Below are 20274 nucleotides of genomic sequence, written 5' to 3'. Positions count from 1 at the left end.
CGAGAGGCGCCGGCATGTTGTCCCGCAACATGCCCGCAGACGTGACAGCCGTCAAGCCACTGGCGGCGGCATGGCGTCCGGGGCGCGGCGGATCCGCGCGCTGTCCATGAACATCGCGTCGCTGGAGGCCTGGAACACGCGCAGGTCGAAATTGGGCAGGATCGCCAGCAGGTGGTCGAACAGATCCGCCTGAATCTGCTCGTACATCGCCCAGCGGGTGTCGTTGGCGAAGCAGTACAGCTCCAGCGGCAGGCCGTTGGCGCCGGGTTCCAACTGCCGCACCAGCAGGGTCATGTCCTGGCGCACGTGCGGGCTGGCGCGCAGGTAGTGCTCGACGTAGGCGCGGAAGGTGCCAAGGTTGGTGATCCGGCGGCCGTTGATCGGCGCCACCCCGCGTTCGGCCAGCGCCCCGTTCCAGGCGCCGAGTTCATCGCGCTTGCGGTCGATGTACTCGCGCAGCACGGTCAACTGCCGCATCTGTTCGATCTCGGCGGCGTCGAGGAAGCGCACGCTGTGCTGGTCCAGGTACAGCGCGCGCTTGATCCGGCGCCCACCGGCCTCGCTCATCCCGCGCCAGTTCTTGAACGAGTCGCTGATCAGCTTCTTGGTCGGGATGGTGGTGATGGTCTTGTCCCAGTTCTGGACCTTGACCGTATGCAGCGCGATGTCGATCACGTCGCCGTCGGCGTTCTGCTGCGGCATCTCGATCCAGTCGCCGACGCGGACCATGTCGTTGGAACTGATGGTGACACTGGCCACCAGCGACAGCAGCGTGTCCTGGAACACCAGGATCAGCACCGCCATCATCGCGCCCACGCCCGACAGCAGGATCACCGGCGACTTGTCGACCAGCACCGACACCATCAGTACCGCGGCGACCACGCCGAGCACGATCTTGAGCAACTGCATGTAGCCCTTGATCGGCTTGTTGTGCGCGTCGGGGCGCCGCTCGTAGACGTGGTTGAGCAGGTCCAGCACACGCGACAGGGCCAGCGCCACGGTCAGCACGATGAAGGCGGCGCAGACGTTGCGCACCACGCTGACCATCGCCGCCGGCAGGTGCGGCACCGCGCCGATGCCCAGCGACAGCACCAGCGCCGGGATCACGTTGGCCAGGCGCGGGATCACGCTCAGCTTCACTTCCTTGTCGCTGAGCACGGTGGCGCGCAGCGCCCGCCGCAGCCCGCGCAGCAGGATGCGTTTGGTCACCCAGTTGGCCAGCCACGCCGCCAGCAGCAGCGCCACGATCACCATCGCGTCGTAGGCCCAGGGATACGGCGCCAGGGTGTGCTGCAGGTCGGCGAAGAAACGTGCGCCGGGCAGCGACACCGAAGCGCTGGCGAACGGAGGCAACTCCTGCACCGTCATGCGCGGCTGCGCTCGATGATGACCCCCACCGCCTGCGCGCCGCGCACCGCGCCCGGCTTGCTCAGCTTCAGCCGCAGCCACTGCACGTCGAACTCGTCCAGCACCGCCGCCGCGCAACGCTCGGCCAGGGTCTCGACCAGGCCGTAGCCGGACTGCTCGACCAGCTCCACCAGGCGCTTGCTCACCGCCTTGTAGTTGAGCGTGTCGGCGATGTCGTCGCTGGCCGCGGGCTTGCGGTTGTCGAAGCCCATTTCCAGATCGAAGCGCAGCGTCTGCCGGATCCGCCGCTCCCAATCGTAGATGCCGATCAGCGCGTCGATTTCCAGACCTTCGATGAAGACTTTATCCATGAGGAGCAGGGATTGGGGAATGGGGATTCGGGAATGGTAAGAGCAACGGCAAAAGCGGCGCGTGAGCCGCTTTACGAATCCCCAATCCCGACTCCCGACTCCCGCGCCGCCGCCAACGGCGGCAGCGTCGCCATGTCCCAGCGCGGCGTCACCTGCACAGCCGACGCGGCGTCGTGCAGGCCGGCCTGCAGGCGCAGGGCGCCGGCGAAGGCGATCATCGCGCCGTTGTCGGTGCACAGCGCCGGGCGCGGGAAGCAGGCACGGCCGCCGCGGGCCTGCGCCATCGCCTGCAGCTTGGCGCGCAGGCGCAGGTTGGCGCCGACGCCGCCGGCGACCACGATGGTGTCGCTGCCGGCGGCCTCCAGCGCGCGTTCGCATTTGATCGCCAGCGTGTCCACCACCGCATCCTCGAAGCCGCGGGCGATGTCGGCGCGCACCGTCTCGGACTGGTCGCTGTCGCGCCAGGCCAGCAGCACCTGGGTCTTGAGCCCGGAAAAGCTGAAGTCCAGGCCGGGCCGGTCGGTCATCGGCCGCGCGAAGCGGAACCGCCCCGAGGTGCCCTGCGTGGCCAGCGCGGCCAGTTGCGGGCCGCCGGGATACGGCAGCCCCATCAGCTTGGCGGTCTTGTCGAAGGCCTCGCCGGCGGCGTCGTCGAGGGTCTCGCCGAGCAGGCGATAACGGCCGATCGCCTCCACCGCGATCAACTGGGTGTGGCCGCCGGAGACCAGCAGTGCCACGAACGGCGGCGCCGGCGCGCCGTGCAACGGGTCCGGATCCTCCATCAGCGGCGCCAGCAGGTGGCCTTCCATGTGATGCACGCCGATTGCCGGCACCTCCAGCGCCCAGGCCAGGGCCCGGGCCACGCCGGCACCGACCAGCAGCGCGCCGACCAGGCCCGGGCCGGCGGTGTAGGCCACCCCGTCCAGGTCGCGCACCTGCAGGCCGGCCTCGGCCAGGGTCTGGCGGATCAGCGGCAGCAGCTTGCGCACGTGGTCGCGGCTGGCCAGCTCCGGCACCACCCCACCGTATTCGGCGTGCAGGGCGATCTGGCTGTACAGCGCGTGGGCGCGCAGCGCGGCCGCCCCGGAGCGGCTGGTGTCGTAGACGGCGACGCCGGTTTCGTCGCAACTGGATTCGATGCCGAGAACGTTCATGGACTGCATTGTGCGGCCGAATCGGCGGCAGGCCAAACGGGGTGCTTGCAGCCGCGGAAACTGTCGCTATAATGTGCGGCTCGCCGGGCGTGACCCGGTCACCATTGTGTCCCGGAGATTCCATGCCCAGCGTTAAAGTCCGCGAGAACGAGCCCTTCGAGTTTGCGCTCCGTCGCTTCAAGCGCACCTGCGAAAAGGCCGGCGTGCTGGCCGAAACCCGCAAGCGCGAGTTCTACGAAAAGCCGACCCAGGAACGCAAGCGCAAGGCCGCTGCCGCGGTGAAGCGCCAGCTGCGTCGCACCTCGCGCGACGTCACCAAGCGCCAGCGTCTGTACTGAGGATCGCGGCCTGCGGTAGCGGGGTGTGCCGGTTTCGGCATCCGCTACGGTAAGCCCACGAAGCCGGCACGCGCAAGCGTGGCCGGCTTTTTGTGCGTCTTCCGCCTGGGCCAGGCGCTCCGCCCCCCGCGGGGCATCGGCCCCATCCCTGTTCCTCGGCACCCGCGTGCCGCCTCGGCCACGGCCAGCGCCAGCGCGCTTGCCTAGAATGCCCTTCCCCCTGTTCTCTTCCCTGTGGAGCCCCTCATGACCCTCAAGCAGCAGCTCACCGACGACATGAAGGCCGCGATGAAGTCCGGCGACAAGCACAGCCTGTGCGTGATCCGGCTGATCAACGCCGCGATCAAGCAGAAGGAAGTGGACGAGCGCGTGGAGATGGACGACGCCGCGGTGATCGCGGTGATGGACAAGATGGTCAAGCAGCGCAAGGACTCGGTGAGCCAGTACGAGGCCGCCGGCCGCGACGACCTGGCCCAGGTGGAGCGCGAGGAGATCGTGGTGATCGAGCGCTACCTGCCGAGCAAGATGGGCGAGGCCGAGATCGTCGCCGCGATCCAGGCGGCGATCGCGCAGACCGGCGCCGCTGGCCCGGCCGACATGGGCAAGCTGATGGGCGTGCTCAAGCCGATGCTCGCGGGCAAGGCCGACATGGGCCAGGTCTCGGTACTGGTCAAGAAGCAGTTGGCCGGCTGACCGCACCGATACGTTAGCGCGTACGACGGGCTTCACCCGCCTTTCGGCGACGGGCTGCTACAACGCCGGCAAGCCCGCGCCCCCTTCTGCGCGCAGTGCGGGACCGGCGTTGCGACGCCGCGCGCCGAAGGTCCCGCGCCCATGTCCATGCCCCTGTCGTCCGATCGCCTGCACAAACATCTCGACCGCCTGCAGCAGAGCCTGCCGGCTGCGCTGGTGCGGCGCTTCGTCGAGATCGACGTGATGACCCAGGCGGCGTCGCTGTCGTTCTACGCCCTGCTGTCGCTGGCGCCGCTGCTGGTGCTGCTGCTGTGGCTCACCGCCTCGCTGTATCCGCAGGCGCAGGAAGCGTTGATCGCGCAGATCGGGCAACTGGCCGGGCACGGCGCGCGCGAAGTCGCGCAGACGGTGATCGACAACGCCAAGAACCAGCCCAGCGTGGGCTCGCTGGCGGGGCTGTGGAGCACCCTGCTGCTGTTCGTCGGCGCCACCGCGGTCTTTGCGCAGCTGCAGAACGCGCTGAACCTGATCTTCCGCACCGACAAGCAGCGCCTGGACGGCATCATGGCCTGGCTGAAGAAGCGCGTGTTCTCCTTCGGCGTGGTGCTGGGGCTGGGCTTCCTGCTGCTGATCTCGATGATCCTGACCACCGTGCTGCAGGTGGTGTTCGCACGGATGCCGTCGGTGCTGCCGGCGGTCGGCTACGTCTCGACCCTGGCGATCTACGTGCTGGCCTTCGCCGTGCTCTACCACTACCTGCCCGACCGCCGGGTGGAATGGCGCCAGGCCATCATCGGTGGCGCGATCACCGCCTGCCTGTTCGTGGCCGGGCGCTACGCGATCGGCCTTTACATCGCCACCGCCGCGCCGGGGAGCGCCTACGGCTCGATGGGCGCGCTGGTGATCCTGCTGGTGTGGATCTACTACGCCACCGTGGTGTTCTTCGTCGGCGCGCTGATCACCGCGGTGATCGACGAGCGCCTGCGCTCGCACAGCAAGCTCGTCGCTGCCGGGATCGACCCGCGCAGCGCTGCGCAGGCACCGCCGACGCCCTGACCGCACGGCGCTGAACCACACGCAGGCCGCGCGCGGCCAGCGTGACGGCGCATGCGCATGGCATCCTATGCGGATGGCCCGCATCCCCGACGCATTCATCGACGACCTGCTTGCACGCACCGACATCGTCGAGGTGATCGGCACGCGCGTGCCGCTGAAGCGCCAGGGCAAGGAATACGCGGCGCGCTGCCCGTTCCACGACGAGCGCTCGGCCTCGTTCACGGTGTCCCCGACCAAGCAGTTCTACCACTGCTTCGGCTGCGGCGCGCACGGCACCGCGATCAGCTTCCTGATGAACTACGACCGCCTCGAATTCCTCGACGCGGTCGACGAGTTGGCCAAGCGCGCCGGCATGGAGATCCCGCGCGACGCCCAGCAGCGTGGCGCCGCCCAGGCCGCCGGCGACGATCACCGCGACCTGTACTCCGCGCTGGAAGCGGCGGCCAAGTTCTTCCAGCGCCAGTTCGACGGCAGCGAGAAGGCGCGCGCCTACCTGGACGGCCGCGGCGTGGACGCGGAGAACCGCGCGCGCTTCCAGATCGGCTACGCCCCGGACGGCTACGGCGCGCTCAAGGACGCGCTGGGCACCGACGAGCGCCGGCTCAAGCTGCTGGACCGCGCCGGGCTGTTCTCCAAGAACGACCGCGGCCACGTCTACGACAAGTTCCGCGACCGGGTGATGTTCCCGATCTTCGACCGCCGCGGCCGGGTCATCGCCTTCGGCGGCCGCGTGCTCGACAAGGACGACGGCCCCAAGTACTTGAACTCGCCGGAGACCGCGCTGTTCCACAAGGGCCGCGAACTGTACGGCCTGTGGCAGGTGCGCCAGGCCAACCAGAAGATCGAGCGGCTGATCGTGGTCGAGGGCTACATGGACGTGGTCTCGCTGTTCCAGTTCGGCGTCACCCAGGCGGTGGCGACGCTAGGCACCGCGACCACGCCAGACCATGCCGAACTGCTGTTCCGCAACGCACCGGACGTGTTCTTCTGCTTCGACGGCGACGCCGCCGGCCGCCGCGCCGGCTGGAAGGCGCTGGAATCGGTGCTGCCGCGGATGAAGGACGGGCGCCAGGCGTTCTTCCTGTTCCTGCCCGATGGCGAGGATCCGGACACCATCGTGCGCAAGGAGGGCGCCGCCGCCTTCGACGCGCGGCTGGTCCAGGCCACGCCGCTGTCGCAGTTCTTCTTCGACGAACTCTCGCGCGAGATCAACCTCGGCACGCTCGACGGCAAGGCGCGCCTGGCCGAACGCGCGCGGCCGATGCTGGCGCAGATTCCCGACGGCGCCTTCGGCGACTTGATGCGCCAGCGCCTGGCCGAACTCACCGGCATCGGCGCCGCCGCACCGGCGGCCGCCACGGCCGCGGCGAGCCGGCCGCCGCCGCGCGCGCCGCGCCCGGCGCACAAGCGCAGCCTGGTGCGCGAGGGGATCGTGCGCCTGCTGCAGGCACCGTCGCTGGCGCTGGACCTGCCGCCGCCCTACCCGTTCGCCGGCCTGCGCCTGCCCGGCATCGAGCTGATGATCGAACTGCTGCAGATCGTGCATGCGCGCCCGGAAATCACCACCGGCGCCCTGCTCGAACACTTCCACGAACGCGAGGAACTGGCCGCGCTGCAGAAGCTGGCGGTGCAGGAAATCGCCGGCGAGACCGCCAGCTGGCGCCAGGAACTGCATGACGTGGTCGTGCAGTTGGAAAAGCAGACGCTGCAGCAGCGCCTGGACGAACTGCAGGCCAAGCAGCGCGCGCAAGGTTTGGACGAGACCGACAAGTACGAGCTGCGGGAACTGTTGAAGGCGCGTGCGGGGCTGCATTAGCTGCGATGCGCCAATGCTTCAAGCATCGGCGCCAGCCACGCAATGTAGGTGGCCGGCGCGATGCCAAACATCGTCCCTGCAGCCAGCCGTCGGTCAAGACCATCAGCCGCCCGCAGCAGCGGTGGACGCTGTGAACGCCGCACGATCCTTTGCCTGTAGCGCGCGTATGCCGGCAGCAGCCTCGTCCAGACGGGTCGCCTGCACCTGCAACAACGCATCGGTATCGATCTCCGCACTGCGCAGCGCGTAACCCAACGGCACGACCGGCTTCAGCCAATCGGCGATCAGCGTTTGGTATGCGGTTCCGTGCTGGATTGCCATCTGCTTGAGAAACGCGAATGTGTCCGTCGGCGGGGAGCCGCTGCGTGTCCCCTGCAAGGATTGATTCGCGATCTGGCTATAGGTGATGCCGGACGCCAGCGCATTGATCCGCGCCAGGAAGACGAACGCCTCCACGCCCGGAATCATTCCGTTGTCGTAGATGTGAGGGATCTCGCTCAGCATCTCCGTTACCCAGGCATGCGGCACCACGTCGAGCGTATTCCACATGTCGTGATTCCATGCCTGATACGGCTTCTCGCCGATGGTCGGCGGCGGCAGCATCTGTGCGCACACTTCCGCGAACGCCGCATTTCCCGGCGTGGCGCCAGCGGTGGCATAGCAGTACACATCCTTGCAACCTGCGAGCAGGCCTCTGCTCTTGAACCAGGTCGCCATGGTCGGCGACAACGCGCCGCCCAGGCTATGCCCGGTGAAGATCACCGTTGCGCCGCTTTGCTCCACGGTTTTCAGGAACGCGTCGAGCGTTGTGCCGGGGGCCGCCGCCGAGGCGGGACTCACCATATTGAGCAGGTGCCAGACACCCAGGGCGGTCCCCATGGAAACGACGGGGGTCTTCGGCAGAATCAGCTTGCCCGCCGCAACGGGTCGAGACGACGCCAACGGGTCGTATTTCGCGAATTCGACCGTGGAAGCGACGTCGAAATCCTCCACCAACCAATCGTAGGGCGAAGACGAATTGGTCGCGCAGATCGCCACCACATACACATCGCCGGCAATGCCATTCACGTCGCTCGACTTGGCGACGAACATCGCGTTATCCGAGCGCACCGAATCCTTCGCTTGCCAGATTTGCGGTCCCCACACCACGTCCCAGGTACCGATCGCCGTTTTTGCCGGCTCCGAACCGAGCGTTGCATGCAACACCCGTTGATAGTCGGCCTGTATCGCCGAGGCGACGCCATGCCGGCGGCTGACCCAGTTGGCCAGGCTCGAAAGCGCGAAAACGGTCTGATACTGGTCGTACGACATGTGCAAGCTCCTAATCCGTGGCAATGCCTGGAGGAGCGGGAAGCACAAACGCGTGCACGACGCGCCTGCGTGCCCGGCGCGCTCCCCATCGACCGGGTGGCCGCAATCTAGCAAGCTGCCGGTACGCGCATTTGACCGAAACGCCCGGCAGCGCAACATGTCTGCGAGTTGTCTACGTGGTGCGTCCGGATTCGCGCGCGAGCGCCATGCTTTCTAAAATGCACGACTCCCCCGCTCGATTTTTCCCCATGCTCAAGTCCTGGCTCGCGCGCCTGCGCATCGAACCCTTCACCCTGGCGCTGCTGTGCACGGTGCTGCTGGCCTCGCTGCTGCCGGTGCAGGGGCGCGCGGCGGCGGTGATGGACGTGGTCACCGATCTGGCGATCGCCGCGCTGTTCTTCCTGCATGGCGCGCGGCTGTCGCGCGAGGCCATCGTCGCCGGCGCGCTGCACTGGCGCCTGCACCTGACCATCTTCGCCGCCACCTTCATCCTCTTCCCGCTGCTGGGCCTGCTGTTCAAGCCGCTGTCGCACTGGCTGCTGACCCCGGACCTGTACATCGGCGTGCTGTTCCTGTGCACGCTGCCGTCCACGGTGCAGTCGTCGATCGCCTTCACCTCGATGGCCGGCGGCAACGTGCCGGCGGCGGTGTGCAGCGCCTCGCTGTCGAGCCTGCTCGGGGTGTTCCTGACGCCGCTGCTGATGGGCGTGCTGACCGACGCGCAGAACGCCATGTCCAATCCGCTGGAGGCGATGGGCAAGATCATGCTGCAGCTGCTGGTACCGTTCGTCGCCGGCCATCTGCTACAGCGCTGGATCGGCGGCTGGGTCGAACGCCGCCGCGCGGTGCTGCGCTACACCGACCAGAGCACCATCCTGCTGGTGGTGTACACCGCGTTCAGCGCCGCGGTGGTCGAAGGCCTGTGGCGCAAGACGCCGCTGCCGGCACTGCTCGGCGTCGCCGTGGTCGGCGCGGTGCTGCTGGCGCTGGCGATGGCGCTGATCACATTCGGCGCACGGCGCCTGGGCTTTTCCCGCGAGGACGAGATTCCGATCGTGTTCTGCGGCTCGAAGAAGAGCCTGGCCACCGGCGTGCCGATGGCCAAGGTGCTGTTCGCCAGCGGCAGCCTCGGCGCGATCGTGTTGCCGGTGATGATCTACCACCAGATCCAGCTGATCGTCTGCGCGGTGATCGCGCAACGCTACGCGCGCGCGGCGAAGGCAGAAGCGACCGGCTAGCGGCGAACGGCAAGGGGCGGTCGCGGGCGCTGCAGGCACGCTGCGCCGACGCGGCCGCAAACGCGTGTCATGCGCCGCGCAGCACCCGCGCGGGCGGCATATGCAGATGCGCAGCCGGCATGTGCGATGACGGCGGCGGCTGCGTACAGTAGACGGCCGGCACGGCCGGCGCCGTGTCTCCCTCCCCACCCGGTGCCCCCATGAGCCGCATGTTCCGCCGTTCCGCGACGATCTCCGCCAGCCTGGCCGCGCTGCTGGCGCTGAGCGCCTGCCAGCAACCGCCCGCGCCTGCCGCACCCAAGGCCGCCCCAGCGGCACCTGCCGCCGACAGCGCCGGCATCGCCTGGCGCGAGGGCGACGTCGACGACGCCTTCGCCGAAGCGCGCGAGCACGACAAGCCGGTGCTGCTGTACTGGGGCGCGGCCTGGTGCCCGCCCTGCAATCGGCTCAAGGCCACGCTGTTCAAGGACCCGGCGTTCATCGCCCGCACCCGCGCCTTCGTCGCGGTGCACCTGGACGGCGATTCGGAAGGCGCGCAGGCCTGGGGCGAACGCTTCGGCATCAAGGGCTATCCGACCATCATCGTGCTGCGCCCGGACCGCAGCGAGATCACCCGCCTGGCCGGCGACAGCGATACCGTGCGCCTGGCCGAGGCCCTGCGCGTGGCCGCGACCCGCACCACCACCTCGGCGCAGTTGCTGCAGCAAGCGCTGAAGGCGCCGGCCACGCTCGGCGCCGACGACTGGACCCTGCTCGGCGAATACGGCTGGGCGGTGGATGCGGCCCAACTGGTCAAGCCGGGTCAGGCGGCCGACGTGCTCACGCGCCTGGCCGCGGCCGCGCCGCAGCCGGCCTTGCAGCGCCGTTTCGCGTTGCTGGCGCTGGCCGCGCAGGATCCGGCCAAGGCTGCCAAGGTGGATGCCAAGCACCGCGCCGCCGACCGCGCACTGCTGCAGGCGGTGCTGGCCGACCCGGCCGAAGTGCGCGCCAACCGCAGCACACTGACCTATGCGGCGCGCGAGCTGGTGCAGGCCGCGGCCAGCGACGCCGCCGAGCGCAACACGCTGTCCGCCGCACTGACCCATGCGCTGGACCAGGTCTACGCCGACAGCAGCTTGCCGATCAGCGATCGCCTGGACACCGCCGCCGCGGACATCGCCTTGGCACGCCTGGCGCAAGGCCAGCCGGCCGATGCCGGCGACGGACCGCATCCGCCGCTGCCGCCGGCGGTGGTCGCCAAGGTGCAGCAGCGTGTGCAATGGGCCGAGCAGGCCGCCACGACCGACTACGAACGCCAGTCCACGATCAGCAGCGCCGCCGGCCTGCTGGACGAGGCCGGCGACAGCGCCGGCGCCGAGCAACTGCTGCTGGCCGAACTCCAGCGCAGCAAGACGCCGTATTACTACATGCCGGAACTGGCCGGCCTGGCCGAGGCGCGCGGCGACAAGCAGACGGCGCTTTTCTGGCTGAAGAAGGCCTACGAGAGCGCGCAAGGCCCGGCCACCCGCGTGCAGTGGGGCGTGCTCTATGTCGATGGGCTGGTCCGGCTGCAGCCGGACAATGCGGCGGCGATCGAGGCGGCCGCCGGCCAGGTGATCGGAGAACTGGCCGGCCAGCCGGATGGCTATCACCAGCGCACCCGGCAACGCTTCGACACCCTGGCCAAGACCCTGCAGGCCTGGAGCAAGGGCCACGACGGCAGCGCGGTGCTCGCGCGGCTGCAGCACAAGATGCAGCAGAGCTGCGGCAGCCAGGCAGGCGACACCTGCCAGCATTGGTTGGGGTGAGGGCGCAAGGCGCGCCACCGGCCGCATCACGCTTCCACGCGAGCAAGACCGCTGCACCGGCGCCGTCGCAGTCCCGGCATCGGCACTGCGACAGTGCAACGCGGCGCGCAGGCGGTCGCAACCGCCTTGCGTTGGCGGCGCGCGAAACGCGCGCGCCGCCGGCTCCGGTCAGGCCGCCACGCGGACCGGCGCCACCGGCTGAGCGGCGCCCTGGCTGCCGGGGCGTCGGCCGCTGCTGGTATGCGCATTCAGGCCTTGCGCCTGCCCTTCCAGCGCACGTGCGGCTTCGGCCATCTTTTCCACCAGCGCCGCGTTCTGCTGCGTGGCGGTATCCATCTGCACCACGATCTGGTTGACCTGGCCGATGCCGGCGCTCTGCTCGCGGCTGGCGCCGGCGATGTCGGTCATGATGCGCTGCACTTCGCGCACCGAGCCGAGCAGTTCCTCCATGGTGGCGCCGGCGCGTGCGACCAGCGCCGAACCGCGATCGACCTGCTCGCTGGAGCCGGCGATCAGGCCGCGCACTTCCTTGGCCGCATCGGCGCAGCGCTGGGCCAGGCTGCGCACTTCGGTGGCGACCACGGCGAAGCCGCGGCCCTGCTCGCCGGCGCGTGCCGCTTCCACCGCCGCGTTCAAGGCGAGGATATTGGTCTGGAAGGCGATGCCGTCGATCACGCTGATGATGTCGGCGATCTTGCGCGACGCGCTCTCGATGCCGGCCATGGTCTGGACCACGTCGCGCACCACGTCGCCGCCGCGCTGGGCGACGTCGCTGGCGCCGTCCACCAGGCGGTTGGCGTGGCCGACGTGCTCGACATTGCGCTGCACGGTGCCGGTGATCTCTTCCATCGAGCTGGCCGCCTCTTCCAGCGCCGCGGCCTGCTGCTCGGTGCGCCGGGCCAGGTCGCTGTTGTCGTCGACCATCTCCGCCGCTGCCGTCTGCAGGGTGTGCGCTGCTTCGCCGAGCTGGCGCGCGGCATGGATGTCCAGCAACGCGCCGACCGCGCGCAGCGGGGTGCCGTCGGCGGCGCGCTTGGTCAGGCCACGCGCGCGGAACCAGCGGTACTCGCCGTTCTTCAGCTGCAGGCGGTATTCGATGTCGAAGCCGGTGCGGCCGGTGCGGTCGTTGAGGTGCGCGGCGAACGCGTTGAGCGCGAGCTGCGCGTCTTCCGGATGCAGGCGCGAGGACCAGCTGTCGAGCACGTTGGGGAACTCGGCCTCGGAGGCGAAGCCCAGCAGCGAACGGAACTGCGCCGACCACCAGAACTCGTTGGACGGATTGATCGGATCGCCGGCGACCACGCTCATGTCCCACAGGCCGTCGTTGAGCATGTCCGCCCCCAGCTCGAAGCGGGTCAGGACTACGTCCAGGAACGCCTCGCGCTCGCGCCGCTCGGTGATGTCGGTGAGCGCGCCGGCCACCCGCAGCGGTAAGCCCTGGGCGTCGCGCTGGGTGGTGCCGATCGCGCGGAACCAGCGGTACTGGCCGTTCTTCAGCTGCAGGCGGTAGTCCACGTCGTACGGAGTCTGGCCGCTGCGGTCGCCCAGGTGCTTGGCGAACGCGTCCAGCGTGGCCTGCTTGTCGTCCGGATGCAGGCGCGAGGCCCAGCTGTCGAGCACGTTGGGGAAGTCGAGCTCGGAGGAGAAGCCCAGCATCGCGCGGAACTGCGAGGACCACCAGAATTCGTTGGCGGGGTTGATCGGATCGCCGGCGATCACCCGCATTTCCCACAGGCCGTCGGTGGTCGCCTTGGTGACCAGGTCGAAACGGACGTGCATGTCGTCCAGATTGGCGAGGGCACTGTCGGCCTGCGCACGGGCGCGGTCACGGTCGGCCTCGGCCTCGCGCAGGCGCTCGGTCAGTGCCTGCAGCTTCGCCGCGTCTTGCTTGCTCTTGCCCCACATACGTGTCTCCGCGGCTTTGCCGATTTTGGTCGTTCGTACGGTAGCGACCACGACCGACAACACTTGAGCGGGGGGCTGAACGCGCGGTTCAGGCGATCCAGTGATCGACCAGCAGGAACGCGAACAGCGCCATCAGGTACACGATGGAGTAGCCGAACATGCGCATCGAGAACATCTCGTCCGGCGGGTCGAGCATGCGCCAGGCGTACCAGAGGAACACCGCGTCCAGCACCAGGGTGCCGCCGAGGTAGAACACCCCGCTCATGCCCACCGCGACCGGCAGCAGCGTCACCACCACCAGCAGCACCGTGTACACCAGGATCTGCCGGCGGGTATGCGCCACGCCATGGGTGACCGGCAGCATCGGGATCGAGGCCTTGGCGTAGTCGGCGCGGCGGAAGATCGCCAGCGCCCAGAAGTGCGGCGGCGTCCACACGAAGATGATCAGCACCAGCAGCGAGGCATAGGCCCAGTCCCACTGGCCCTGCATGCCGGTGATCGCGGCCCAGCCCAGCAGCGGCGGCGCCGCGCCGGCCAGGCCGCCGATGACGATGTTCTGCGGCGTGGTGCGCTTGAGGAACACCGTGTAGATCACCGCATAGCCGATCAGCGAGGCGAAGGTCAGCACCGCGGTGATCCAGTTGACCCACACCACCAGCACGGTCATCGACAGCGCGGTCAGCAGGGTGGCGAACAGCAGCACCTGCCACGGCAGCACCTTGCCCACCACCAGGGGGCGCCAGGAGGTGCGCGCCATCTGCGCGTCGATGCGCGCGTCCAGCAACTGGTTGATCGCCGCCGCCGCCGAGGCCGCCAGCCAGATGCCGAAGAAGCCGAGCAGGCCGGTGCGCACCTGCGCCCAGGTCGGCAGCCCCGGAATCGCCAGGCACATGCCGACCAGGGCGGTGAACACGATCAGCGCCACGACCTTGGGCTTGGTCAGGTCCCAGTAGTCGCGCCAATGGACGCGGTGCGCGCTCATTGCGGCGCCCGCAAGCGCGCCAGCAACGACACCAGCACGAACAGCAGCGCCACCGCGCCGGCGTTGTGCAGCACCGCCACCGGCAGGGGCAGCGCGAGCTTGACGTTGAGGATGCCCAGGCACACCTGCGCGACCAGCAGCAGCGCCAGCGCCGCGGCCCAGCCGCGCATGCCCGGCGTGCGGCTCAGGCGCCAGCTCAGCCACAGCAGGTACGCCGCCACCACCACCGCCATCATCCGGTGCGCCATCTGGATCGCGATGCGCGCCGCGCCGTCGAGCACGCCGCCTTCGTAGTCCACGCCGATGCCGCGCCACAGGGTGAAGCCCTCGCGGAAATCGTGCGGCGGCCACCACTGGCTGACGCAGCGCGGGAAGTTGTCGGCCGACCAGCTGCCGCCGCCGCAGGCCAGCGCCGCGTAGTTGGCGCTGACCCAGCCGCCCAGCGCGATCTGCAGCACCAGCACCGCCACGCCCAGGCGCAGCAGCCACTTCAGGCGTGGCGCATCGGCCAGGGTGATCGGCAGGTGGGTGGCGCGCCAGGCCATCCACACCAGCAGCGAGAACATCAGCAAGCCGCCCAGCAGATGCCCCATCACCACGATCGGCTTGAGCAGCAGGGTCACCGTCCACATGCCCAGCAAGGCCTGGAAGATCACCACCGACAGCGTCAGCACCGCGGCACGGGCCAGGTCGTCGTTGGACCAGCGCAGCGCCGCCAGCAGCAGGATCGCCTCGCCGCCGACCGCCACCAGCATCGCCAGCCCCGGCCAGCCGGACATGTACAGCGGGATCGACAGCGCCACCAGCGCCGCCGCCGTGACGATCTGGGCGATGCCGAGCCGGCGCCGCCGCGCCGCCAGCAGCGACAGCACCAGCACCTCCACGCCCAGCGCACCGGCCAGGAAGCGGTGGATCTGCTCGCGCCAGGCCTTGTGCGTCTCCAGCGGCCGGATCTTGCTGGCGGCATGGGTGTCGGCTTCGGCACTGGTCTGCGGCCAGGTGATGCGGCCGTAGCAGGTCGGCCAGTCCGGGCAGCTCATGCCCGCATCGGACAGGCGCACGAACGAGCCGAACATGATGGTGCTGGCGGTGAACAGCGCCGCCAGCCAGGCCATGCGGTGGAAATGCCGGAACAGCGCCGGGCGCGCGAACAAGGTCATAGGGAGCGGCTCACAGGAGTTTCAGCAGTTTCGCCAGGTCCGCACGCAGCCCGGCCGGGTCGAACCCGGGGGCATAGCGCAGCACCACGAAACCGTTCGGATCGATGACGTAGACCGGCACGCCGGCCGCATCGCGCACCCGCGGCAGCGCCGCCAGCAGCGCCGGATCCGCGCGCAGCGCCTGCACCTGCGGCAGGGCCTGGGCGGCGGCCGGCGGCGTGCCGATCCACAGGATCTGCACGTGGTCGGCGTCGTGGCCGAACAGCTGCCAGACCTTGTCCAGGTCGCGCGCCAGCGCATCGCAGGCGCTGCCGCAGTCCGCCGGCGGCGCCAGCGCGATGCGCCACAGCCGCCGCTGCGGCTCCCAGGCGTAGACGCGGCCGTCGGCCAGCCGCGGCTGCAGCGCGCGCAGATCGGCCGGCGGCTGCAGCAGTTCGCCGTGGTTGCGGCTGGCGGCCGGCTGCCAGCCGGAAAAGCGCAACGCGCCGGCGACCAGCATCGAGCCGAAGAACAGGACGAACAACACGATCAGCGGCCAGCGGCCGCGTGCGGCCGCCGGGCGCGGGGCCGGGGTGGGAGCATTCATGCCGGGGATTTTCTCATGCGCGCGCGCTCAGCGCCCGCCCCGTCCCCTGCGCGCGCGCCAGCTGAGCAGCGCCGCGGTGACCAGCACCGCCAGCGCCAGGCCGAACCATTGCACCGCGTAACCCAAGTGGCGCTCGGGCGGCAGCGTGTTCGGCAGCAGGTCCAGGTCGCGCGGATAGCCCAGCGGCAGGGCCGGATCCAGCCGCAGCACCTGCGACAAAATGTCGCGGCGGCCGAGCGCCTCGCCGATCGCTCCCGGCTCGATGCGCATCGCCAGCCAGCGCTGCGGCGACGGCGCCGCGACCAGCGCCGGACCCAGCGCCAGTCCATGCGACGGCGCCGGTCCGAGCAGGCCGACCAGCGTGTAGCGGCCCTGCAGTGGCGCCGGCGCCGGCAGCGCGCGATCGGCCGGCAGCGGCAGCCAGCCCAGTTCCACCAGCAGCGGCGCCGCCGCGCCGTCGGCCAGGAACGGCTGGTACACCTTCACCCCGCTGCGGCCCTGCCGCAGCTGGTTGTCGAGCAGGATCTGGCCAGGCAGGAAGCGGCCGGCGCCATGCACCCAGCGCAACTGTCCCGGCGGCGTCGCGCGCAGCGCATCGGCCAGCGTCTGCGGGCGATCACGCACATGTGCCGCCTGCGCCAGCAGCGCCTGTTTCTCGTGCATGCGTTGCAGTTGCCAGCGGCCCAGCGCGCAGAAGCCCAGCGCTACCGCCAACGCTACGCTCCAGCCCAGCCACAACGGCATGCGCCGGCGCGCATCCACGCGCGAGGCAGCGGCGAGGGTCATAATGCGGACACACCATGTGCCGAGACGCCCATGAACGACTCGCTGAAGACTTTGCTGATCGTCGCGTTCCTGCTGCTCATCCTGTGGAACCTGGGCGCCGGCCTGTACTACCTGTTGGTGGACCGCGGCCAGAGCAAGCGCACGGTGAACGCGTTGACCTGGCGCATCGGCCTATCGGTGTGCCTGATCCTGCTGGTGATCCTGGGCATCTATACGGGCACGATCAAGCCCCATGGGCTCGGGCGGTAGACGTTGCTTTCGGGATTCGGGATTCGGGATTCGGGATGGCAGCATGCCGTCCGCATATGCACCGTGCACGCAAGCCGCCAGTAAAAATCGCTATTCCTTGTAGGAGCGGCTTCAGCCGCGACGCCTTACCGGTAACGCATCGCGGCTAAAGCCGCTCCTACAACGATGCCGCCGCCAGAGACGCCGGCACGCGCAGGAACCCACCAATCCCCAATCCTGACTCCCCAATCCCCGCCGTCAAAGCACATAGACGAACAGGAACAGCGCCAGCCACACCACGTCGACGAAGTGCCAGTACCACGCCGCCGCTTCGAAGGCGAAGTGGTTGTCGCGGCTGAAGTGCCCGCGGCTGATCCGCAGCAGCATCACCAGCAGCATGATCGTGCCCAGCAGCACGTGCGCGCCGTGGAAGCCGGTGAGCATGAAGAAGGTCGAGCCGTAGATGCCCGAACCCAGGGTCAGGTTGAGCTCCTTGTAGGCATGCATGTACTCCTCGGCCTGGAAGTACAGGAAGGTGCAGCCCAGCGCGACGGTCAGCGCCTGGAACACCATCAGCCGGGTGCGCTGGCCGGCCTTGAGCGCGTGGTGGGCGATGGTCAGGGTCACGCCGGAGCTGAGCAGGATCAGCGTGTTGATCAGCGGCAGGCCCCAGGCCGGGATGGTCTGGAACTGGCCGCCGATGCCGCCGGGGCCGTTGGTCGGCCAGGCGGCGGAGTAGCCGTCCCACAGCAGCGCGTTGGTCATCACCCCGTCGCCCTCGCCGCCCAGCCACGGCAGGATGAAGGTGCGGGTGTAGAACAGCGCACCGAAGAAGGCGCCGAAGAACATCACCTCGGAGAAGATGAACCACACCATGCCCATGCGGAACGACACGTCGACCTGGCGGTTGTAGTGCCCGGCGATCGATTCGCGGATCACGTCGCCGAACCACATGAACAGCGTCGCCACCAGCATCGCGATGCCGGTGAAGAAGGTCCACTTGCCCCAGGACGCGTCGTTGAGCCAACTGGCCACGCCGATCATAGTCACGAACATCGCGATCGAGCCGATGAACGGCCAGCGACTCTGGCTGGGCACGTAGTAGGCGTTGGCGGTGGCGTCGGTGCTGGGCTGGGCCATGGCAGGCATTCCGGTCGGGTCAGGGAGCCGCGCGCGCGGAACCGGCCAGTTTCGGCGATCCCAGTTCCGCGCTCAGCGCATCGTTCTTGTAGAAGGTATAGGACAGGGTGATGGTGGAGATGTCGCTGGGCAGGTTCGGGTCAACGATGAAGCGCACCGGCATGTCGCGTTTCTCGCCGGCCTGCAGGGTCTGCGCGGTGAAGCAGAAGCACTCGGTCTTGGTGAAGTAGCCGGAGGCGCGTGCCGGCGCCACCGACGGCACCGCACTGCCGACGATGGCGTGCGCGCCATCGTTGTGCGCGTAGTACAGCGCCTCGTTGAGCTCGCCCGGCACCACCTGCATGGTCAGTTGCTCCGGATGGAACGACCACGGCAGCTTGGAGTTCACCCCGCCATCGAACTGCACCGTCACCGTGCGCTTGCCCGCCAGCGGCTTGCCGGCCTGCGGGCCTTCGCCGGGGCCGCGCTCCAGGCGCACGCCGAACACCTTCTCGCAGGCGATGCGGTACAGCGGCACCAGCGAGAAGGTCAGCACGAACACCGCCAGCGCCACGCCGACCAGCTTGAACAGCCCGGCACTGCTGTGCACCTGCGGCGCTGGCGCGTTCATCGGCCCAGCACCCCCGAGAGGACGAAGGTGACGTAGATCGCCAGCGCCACCGCGCCGACCACCAGCGCGGTGCGCACCGCACGTTTGCGGCGCAGGACCAGGTCGTCGAGCGGCGGTTGCGCGGTCATCAGTGGCTGATGTCGTCGTGGGCCAGGTCGCCGGGCTTGATGACCGGCGGCAGGGTGAAGGTGTGCGCCGGCGCCGGCGACGGCACCGTCCACTCCAGACCGCGCGCGCCTTCCCACGAACGCGCTTCGGCGCGTGCGCCGTTGCGCAGCGACGCCAGCAGGATGCCGGCCATCAGGAACGGGGTCACGAACATGCCGAACGCGCCGATCGAGCTGACCAGGTTCCAGTCGGCGAACACCACGTTGTAGTCGGGGATGCGCCGCGGCATGCCGGCCAGGCCGAGGAAGTGCTGCGGGAAGAACAGCAGGTTGACGAACAGCATCGTCCACCAGAAGTGGAACTTGGCCCAGGCCTCGTTGTACATGCGCCCGGTCCACTTCGGCCACCAGTAGTACACCGCCGCGATCAGCGCGAACACCGCGCCGGTGACCAGCACGTAGTGGAAGTGCGCGACCACGAAATAGGTGTCGTGGTACTGGAAGTCGGCCGGCACGATCGCCAGCATCAGCCCGGAGAAACCGCCGATGGTGAACAGGATGACGAAGGCGATGGACCACAGCATCGGCGACTCGAACGTCATCGAGCCCTGCCACATGGTGCTGACCCAGTTGAACACCTTCACCCCGGTCGGGATGGAGATCAGCATGGTGGCGAACATGAAGTAGATCTCGCCGCCCAACGGCATGCCCACGGTGAACATGTGGTGCGCCCAGACGATGAAGCTCAGGAACGCGATCGCCGCGATCGCGTAGACCATCGCCTGGTAGCCGAACAGCGGCTTGCGGCTGAAGGTCGGGATGATTTCGCTGATCACGCCGAACGCCGGCAGGATCATGATGTAGACCTCGGGATGCCCGAAGAACCAGAAGATGTGCTGGTACATCACCGGGTCGCCGCCGCCGGCGGCGCTGAAGAACGAGGTGCCGAAGAACTTGTCGGTGAGCAGCATGGTCACCGCGCCGGCCAGCACCGGCATCACCGCGATCAGCAGGAACGCGGTGATCAGCCAGGCCCAGCAGAAGATCGGCATCTTCAGCAGGTCGATGCCGGGCGCGCGCATGTTGAGCACGGTGGCGATGATGTTGATCGCGCCCATGATCGAGCTGATGCCGGCGACGTGGATGGCGAATACCGAGAAGGCGACGTTGTAGCCGCCCTGCAGCATCAGCGGCGGATACATGGTCCAGCCGCCGGCCGGCGCGCCGCCGGGCAGGAACAGGGTCAGCAGCAGCAGGGTGAAGGCCACCGGCAGCAGCCAGAACGACCAGTTGTTCATGCGCGGCAGCGCCATGTCCGGCGCGCCGATCTGCAGCGGGATCATCCAGTTGGCCAGGCCGACGAACGCCGGCATCACCCCGCCGAAGATCATCACCAGCGCGTGCACGGTGGTCATCTGGTTGAAGAACTCGGGCTTGACGAACTGCAGGCCCGGCTGCGCCAGTTCGGCGCGGATCACCACGCTCATCGCCGCACCGATGACGAACATGGTGAAGCTGAAGAGCAGGTACAGCGTGCCGATGTCCTTGTGGTTGGTCGAGAAGAACCAACGCTCGACGAAGCTCTGCTGATGCCCGTGCTCGTCGTGGTGATCGACTGCCGAATGGGCCATGGCGGCTACCTCAGAAAAGGAATGCTGG

20 protein-coding genes are annotated in these 20274 nt (G+C 68.8%); 7 read left to right on the top strand and 13 right to left on the bottom strand.

The window, feature by feature from the left end:
- Nucleotides 1-51 precede the first annotated feature (51 nt).
- From AC1PMG_RS02475 to tsaD, 3 genes are all read right to left on the bottom strand, one after another.
- On the bottom strand, nucleotides 52-1254 hold the full coding sequence (locus AC1PMG_RS02475) for a mechanosensitive ion channel family protein (protein WP_481111592.1): 1203 nt from the start codon (nucleotides 1252-1254) through the stop codon (nucleotides 52-54).
- A gap of 110 nt (nucleotides 1255-1364) precedes the next feature.
- On the bottom strand, nucleotides 1365-1718 hold the full coding sequence (folB, locus tag AC1PMG_RS02470; RefSeq protein WP_160957823.1) for a dihydroneopterin aldolase: 354 nt from the start codon (nucleotides 1716-1718) through the stop codon (nucleotides 1365-1367).
- A gap of 71 nt (nucleotides 1719-1789) precedes the next feature.
- The gene (gene tsaD / locus AC1PMG_RS02465) at nucleotides 1790-2872 is read right to left on the bottom strand and encodes a tRNA (adenosine(37)-N6)-threonylcarbamoyltransferase complex transferase subunit TsaD (protein WP_481110531.1); all 1083 of its coding nucleotides are present in this window, start codon (nucleotides 2870-2872) and stop codon (nucleotides 1790-1792) included.
- 122 nt (nucleotides 2873-2994) lie between these two features.
- Between tsaD and rpsU the strand changes: the two genes are divergently transcribed.
- From rpsU to dnaG, 4 genes are all read left to right on the top strand, one after another.
- Nucleotides 2995-3210: a 30S ribosomal protein S21 gene (gene rpsU / locus AC1PMG_RS02460; protein WP_003465342.1), complete on the top strand. Its 216-nt coding sequence runs from the start codon at nucleotides 2995-2997 to the stop codon at nucleotides 3208-3210.
- 246 nt (nucleotides 3211-3456) lie between these two features.
- A complete protein-coding gene (locus tag AC1PMG_RS02455; protein ID WP_481110530.1) occupies nucleotides 3457-3903 on the top strand; it encodes a GatB/YqeY domain-containing protein in 447 nt (148 codons plus the stop codon).
- 141 nt (nucleotides 3904-4044) lie between these two features.
- A complete protein-coding gene (locus AC1PMG_RS02450) occupies nucleotides 4045-4959 on the top strand; it encodes a YihY/virulence factor BrkB family protein (RefSeq protein WP_342074826.1) in 915 nt (304 codons plus the stop codon).
- 73 nt (nucleotides 4960-5032) lie between these two features.
- Nucleotides 5033-6775, top strand: coding sequence for a DNA primase (dnaG, locus tag AC1PMG_RS02445; protein WP_342074827.1), 1743 nt, complete (start codon nucleotides 5033-5035; stop codon nucleotides 6773-6775).
- 102 nt (nucleotides 6776-6877) lie between these two features.
- Here dnaG and AC1PMG_RS02440 read toward each other — a convergent pair whose 3' ends face one another.
- Nucleotides 6878-8086 (bottom strand): lipase family protein, encoded by a 1209-nt coding sequence (locus tag AC1PMG_RS02440; RefSeq protein ID WP_481110529.1) that lies wholly within the window; start codon nucleotides 8084-8086, stop codon nucleotides 6878-6880.
- Between the two features lie 248 nt (nucleotides 8087-8334).
- Between AC1PMG_RS02440 and AC1PMG_RS02435 the strand changes: the two genes are divergently transcribed.
- Together AC1PMG_RS02435 and AC1PMG_RS02430 are read left to right on the top strand one after the other, a co-directional pair.
- Nucleotides 8335-9324, top strand: coding sequence for a bile acid:sodium symporter family protein (locus AC1PMG_RS02435; RefSeq protein ID WP_481110528.1), 990 nt, complete (start codon nucleotides 8335-8337; stop codon nucleotides 9322-9324).
- Nucleotides 9325-9524: 200 nt separating this feature from the next.
- Nucleotides 9525-11111 carry a thioredoxin family protein gene (locus tag AC1PMG_RS02430; RefSeq protein ID WP_481110527.1) on the top strand — a complete coding sequence of 529 codons (1587 nt, stop codon included), beginning with the start codon at nucleotides 9525-9527 and terminating at the stop codon, nucleotides 11109-11111.
- Nucleotides 11112-11279: 168 nt separating this feature from the next.
- On the opposite strand, the gene AC1PMG_RS02425 is transcribed toward AC1PMG_RS02430, so the two are convergent.
- From AC1PMG_RS02425 to AC1PMG_RS02405, 5 genes are all read right to left on the bottom strand, one after another.
- Complete coding sequence (locus tag AC1PMG_RS02425; RefSeq protein WP_481110526.1) at nucleotides 11280-13016, bottom strand: methyl-accepting chemotaxis protein; 1737 nt, start codon at nucleotides 13014-13016, stop codon at nucleotides 11280-11282.
- Nucleotides 13017-13104: 88 nt separating this feature from the next.
- Complete coding sequence (cyoE, locus tag AC1PMG_RS02420) at nucleotides 13105-13998, bottom strand: heme o synthase (protein WP_017907662.1); 894 nt, start codon at nucleotides 13996-13998, stop codon at nucleotides 13105-13107.
- Complete coding sequence (locus AC1PMG_RS02415; protein WP_481110525.1) at nucleotides 13995-15158, bottom strand: COX15/CtaA family protein; 1164 nt, start codon at nucleotides 15156-15158, stop codon at nucleotides 13995-13997. Before AC1PMG_RS02415 ends, cyoE begins: the two co-directional genes overlap by 4 nt.
- A 10-nt stretch (nucleotides 15159-15168) precedes the next feature.
- Nucleotides 15169-15744: a hypothetical protein gene (locus AC1PMG_RS02410; RefSeq protein WP_481110524.1), complete on the bottom strand. Its 576-nt coding sequence runs from the start codon at nucleotides 15742-15744 to the stop codon at nucleotides 15169-15171.
- A 27-nt stretch (nucleotides 15745-15771) separates the two neighbouring features.
- Entirely contained in the window at nucleotides 15772-16530 is a 759-nt protein-coding gene (locus tag AC1PMG_RS02405) for an SURF1 family protein (RefSeq protein WP_481110523.1), read from the bottom strand.
- A gap of 30 nt (nucleotides 16531-16560) precedes the next feature.
- Between AC1PMG_RS02405 and AC1PMG_RS02400 the strand changes: the two genes are divergently transcribed.
- Nucleotides 16561-16779: a twin transmembrane helix small protein gene (locus AC1PMG_RS02400; RefSeq protein WP_160968816.1), complete on the top strand. Its 219-nt coding sequence runs from the start codon at nucleotides 16561-16563 to the stop codon at nucleotides 16777-16779.
- A gap of 237 nt (nucleotides 16780-17016) precedes the next feature.
- Here AC1PMG_RS02400 and AC1PMG_RS02395 read toward each other — a convergent pair whose 3' ends face one another.
- From AC1PMG_RS02395 to ctaD, 4 genes are read right to left on the bottom strand one after another with little or no spacing between them, the layout of a single operon-like run.
- Complete coding sequence (locus AC1PMG_RS02395) at nucleotides 17017-17898, bottom strand: cytochrome c oxidase subunit 3 (RefSeq protein ID WP_010341611.1); 882 nt, start codon at nucleotides 17896-17898, stop codon at nucleotides 17017-17019.
- Between the two features lie 19 nt (nucleotides 17899-17917).
- On the bottom strand, nucleotides 17918-18508 hold the full coding sequence (locus AC1PMG_RS02390) for a cytochrome c oxidase assembly protein (protein ID WP_160968820.1): 591 nt from the start codon (nucleotides 18506-18508) through the stop codon (nucleotides 17918-17920).
- Entirely contained in the window at nucleotides 18505-18636 is a 132-nt protein-coding gene (locus AC1PMG_RS02385) for a hypothetical protein (RefSeq protein WP_481110522.1), read from the bottom strand. Before AC1PMG_RS02385 ends, AC1PMG_RS02390 begins: the two co-directional genes overlap by 4 nt.
- On the bottom strand, nucleotides 18636-20246 hold the full coding sequence (ctaD, locus tag AC1PMG_RS02380; RefSeq protein ID WP_017908421.1) for a cytochrome c oxidase subunit I: 1611 nt from the start codon (nucleotides 20244-20246) through the stop codon (nucleotides 18636-18638). The genes AC1PMG_RS02385 and ctaD overlap by 1 nt, the downstream gene beginning before the upstream one ends.
- Nucleotides 20247-20274 lie beyond the last annotated feature (28 nt).

The organism is Xanthomonas sp. NCPPB 2250, assembly GCF_056725265.1.
This window is presented reverse-complemented; position numbering and strand designations above follow the sequence as displayed.